The sequence below is a fragment of the Stenotrophomonas sp. P5_B8 genome, from assembly GCF_054049855.1.
Window position 1 is genome coordinate 1 of record NZ_JBFULO010000373.1, and the last position, 3,892, is coordinate 3,892.

The window sequence follows — 3,892 nt, forward strand, 5'->3', positions numbered from 1 at the left end:
GGATCGGCCAACGGCCGGTGGCGCACGGTCTGCCCGTGCGAGCCGATCGCGCGCACCTGGGCACGATCCACCCCGCTCAGCCGCAGCAGTGCAGTGGCCGCCTCGGCAAAGCGCAGCCCCACTTCGGCATCGATCCGGCCCAGCGCATCCAGCGAGGCGATATCGCCGCCTTCGCCGAGTGCGATCAGCTCCGCACGCAGCGCCGGATCCCACGGGTGGGTGTGGCCGTGCACAAAGCGGCAGCCGCCCTCGGCGGGAAACTGCACCAGCGCGGCATCGATGCCATCGGCGCTGGTGCCGGACATCAAGCCAATGAAGAGCGGGCTATGCGGATCAACGACAGCGGTCATGGCAGGCAGTCAAAGCGGGTTGCGTCCAGCTTCGGCGCAACCCGTCATCGGCGTCAATGCGCACGTACCCGCGCGCTGGCTGCCGCGATCAGCCGCGGTTGCGCCTGGCCGGCTTGGCCACGCTGGCGGTCTGGGTCTGCGCCTGGGTGTCGGCCGGGGCCACCTGCGGGGCCGGACTGGCTTCGGCATAGATCAGCTTCTCCATGCCCTGGATGCGCGCCAGCGCCGGCGCGGTCTGCGCGCGGAAGGCAGCCAGCTCGCTGCCACGCAGCGGCTCCGGCGGCGGCATCGTCACCGACAGCGGATTGCGGTGCTCGCCGTTGACGCGGAATTCGTAGTGCAGGTGCGGGCCGGTGGCCATGCCGGTCGAGCCGACATAGCCGATCACCGTGCCCTGGGCCACGCGCTGGCCGACCTTGATCGAGCCAAAGCGCGACATGTGCCCGTACAGCGTGGTGTGGCCGCGGCCATGGTCCAGGATCACCACGTTGCCGTAGCCACGCTGGGTACCGGCAAACTGCACGCGCGCATCGCCGGCGGCCATGATCGGGGTGCCGGTGCGCGCGGCGTAGTCCACGCCCTTGTGCATGCGCATCTTGCCCAGCACCGGGTGCTTGCGCGCGCCGAAGCTGGAGCTCAACCGCGCGAACGGGATCGGCATGCGGATGAAGCTCTTCTTCAGCGGTCGCCCGCTCACGTCGAAGTACTCGGACTTGCCGTTGCGGTCGAAGCGGAAGCCGCTGTAGGTCTTGCCGCCGGAAGTGAAGGTCGCCGCCAGGATCTTGCTGGTATCCACCTTCTCGCCTTCGCGCCAGGTTTCATCCAGCACCACGCTGAAGCGATCGCCCGGCTGCAGGTCCTTGGAGAAGTCGATGTCGTACTTGAAGATCTCGTCGGTCATCGTGGCGATCGCAGACGGCGACAGCCCGGCCTTCCGCGCGGCCGCATACAACGAACTGGTGATCTCGCCGCTGGCGACGATGCGGCGGGTCGACGACTCGCGCTTGATCACCTTCTCGGTGATCTGGTCATCCTTCAGCGACAGCTCGACGCGGTTGTCGGCATCGCGGTCGAAGCGGATCGTGCGCAGGTCGCCGGACAGCGGCAGGTCGAAGGCGATCTCCGCGCCCGGGCGCAGCTTGGTCAACGCCGCGCGCGCGCCGGGGTGCTCCAGCACCTGGTGCATCACCGTGGCCGGAATGCCGGCCTCGTCGAACAGGTTGCTCAGGGTCTGGCCGCGCTGCACCCGCAGCACCTGCCAGCTGTCACCGGGCACCTGCTTCTGCCGCTCCAGCGACAGCGGCGGCAACGGCAGGGCCAGGGTGGAATGGCCGACGGAGTAGGGCGTTTCGATGGTGTGCGAGAAGCCCGGCACGATTGTGGCCACCAGCGCGCCGATGGTGGCGAACAGGCTGGCGTGCATCCAGTGCCGGCGCGTCCAGCGCTCGTTGAACGCGGCGGGAAGATGCTGCTTGAGCTTCCGATGCAGGGCGGTGTCGTGGAGGACGTGGAGACGTTCCTTGAAGCGCTGCTTGCGCGCGCGGCCTTGATCGGAGTTGAGCATCGTCGGTCTGTTCCTGACTGGCCCGGGAGCGCGGGCCCAAACGTCGGTAACATAGACAGGTATAAATACCGCGTCAAACCCTTGTGCCTATTGGCTTTTGTGAAGCGCATGCGGTTAACTTGTACTTAACGTCATTCATGTAAATAAGGCATTGCCGGGAGTTGTCACGTGTCCTCGATTGAAGAAGCCATCGCCCTGATCGGTCGTGGCGCCGACGAAATCCTCAAATCCGAGGAACTTCGCCAGCGCCTGGAAAGCGGCCGCCCGCTGCGCGTCAAGGCTGGTTTCGACCCCACCGCCCCGGACCTGCACTTGGGCCACACCGTGCTGCTCAACAAGCTGCGCCAGTTCCAGGACCTCGGCCACCAGGTCATCTTCCTGATCGGCGACTTCACCGGCATGATCGGCGACCCGTCCGGCAAGAACGTCACCCGCAAGCCGCTCAGCAAGGACGACGTGCTCGCCAACGCACGCACCTATGAGGACCAGGTCTTCAAGGTGCTGGACCGCGACAAGACCGAAGTGCGCTTCAACTCGGAGTGGTTCGGCAAGATGGGCGCGGCCGATATGATCCGTCTGGCCGGTCAGCACACCGTGGCGCGCATGCTCGAGCGCGACGACTTCGCCAAGCGCTACGCCGCCCAGCAGTCGATTGCCCTGCATGAGTTCCTTTACCCGCTGGTCCAGGGTTACGACTCGGTCGCCCTCGAGGCGGACGTCGAGCTCGGCGGCACCGACCAGAAGTTCAACCTGCTGATGGGCCGTGGCCTGCAGGAGCACTACGGGCAGCAGCCGCAGATCGTGCTGACCATGCCACTGCTGGAGGGCCTGGACGGCGTGGCCAAGATGTCCAAGTCGCTCAACAACTACATCGGGATCAATGAGCCGGCCATCGATATGGTCACCAAGACCATGAAGATCGGTGACGACCTGATGTGGCGCTGGATCGAGCTGCTTTCCTTTGATATCAGCCAGGCCGAAGCGGTGAGCCTGCGCGAGCAGGTCCAGGCCGGCGGCCTGAACCCGCGTGAGGTCAAGCTGCGCCTGGCGCGCGAGCTGACCACCCGCTTCCACGATGCCGCGGCGGCCGAACAGGCCATCGCAGGCTGGAACGCCGCCGTGACCGGGCAGGGCGATGTGACCCTGCTGCCGCTGCAGGAAGTGGCGATCCCGACCGAGGGTCTGCGTATCGGTGCGTTGTTGACCGCTGCAGGCCTGACCCCGAGCAACTCCGAGGCCTCCCGCAAGCTCAAGGAGCGTGCAGTGAAGGTCGATGGCGAGGTCGTGGACGACGCCCAGCAGGTGTTCGTGCCCGGTTTTGAAGGCCTGCTGCAGGTCGGCAAGCGCACCTTTGCCCGCGTGCTGCTGGTTGGGGCCTAAGCGCCACAAGGGGTTCGGGCGATCCGGACCCCTTCGAGCATGAATGGGAGGGAGGCGACGTGAAAAAATGTCGTCTGCCCCCTTCACAAACGCCCCGGATGGGGACATACTTTCCCTCCCCCGACGCAGGGGCCACCGCAAGGCGGCAACCGCGAAGGATCAGGACCTCAACCACTTCGAAAGAAGGTGTTGACGGAAACGAAAAGCCTGACATAATAGGCGGCTCGCAACGACGAAAGCCTCTCGGGGCAAACGACRAAGCGGCATCGGCAACAACGTCCACTTCGGTGTGACGGCCTTGAAAAAAGGTGTTGACGAAGCAGATAAGCCGGCTATAATGGGCGGCTCGCAACGACGGAAACGTCGGGGCACACGGAGGAAGGCGCTGAGGCCGACTCCCAAGTTCTTTGACAGTATGCGCAGGTATCTTGTGAAGGCGCCTGCAGGAAGGATGATTGTCCATCTTGCAGACGTTTGATCAAGCAAYATATCAATTGTTTTAAAGCAAGCGAAACGTTGCCAGCGGTYAAGCATCTGCAGCTTTAAATTTTTAGTCTTCGGACTATGCGTTTTTAAGTGAAGAGTTTGATCCTGGCTC

The 3,892-nt window shown here is 64.5% G+C and carries 3 protein-coding genes; 1 reads left to right on the forward strand and 2 read right to left on the reverse strand.

Features of this window, described 5'->3' with window-relative positions; translation table 11 throughout:
- Positions 1-350, reverse strand: a 350-nt coding sequence (locus ACXJKH_RS16560) for an anhydro-N-acetylmuramic acid kinase (protein WP_457320938.1), incomplete at its 3' end; no start/stop codon positions are given.
- A gap of 88 nt (positions 351-438) precedes the next feature.
- Positions 439-1,914 (reverse strand): peptidoglycan DD-metalloendopeptidase family protein, encoded by a 1,476-nt coding sequence (locus tag ACXJKH_RS16565; protein WP_457320940.1) that lies wholly within the window; start codon positions 1,912-1,914, stop codon positions 439-441.
- A 168-nt stretch (positions 1,915-2,082) separates the two neighbouring features.
- Here ACXJKH_RS16565 and tyrS point away from each other — a divergent pair, with 168 nt between their 5' ends.
- Complete coding sequence (gene tyrS, locus ACXJKH_RS16570; protein ID WP_457320942.1) at positions 2,083-3,294, forward strand: tyrosine--tRNA ligase; 1,212 nt, start codon at positions 2,083-2,085, stop codon at positions 3,292-3,294.
- Positions 3,295-3,892: the final 598 nt, after the last annotated feature.

Bases quoted from the DNA above. Each gene is read 5' to 3' on its own strand.
- ACXJKH_RS16565 (WP_457320940.1), bottom strand. From the start codon at position 1,914: ATGCTCAACTCCGATCAAGGCCGCGCGCGCAAGCAGCGCTTCAAGGAA.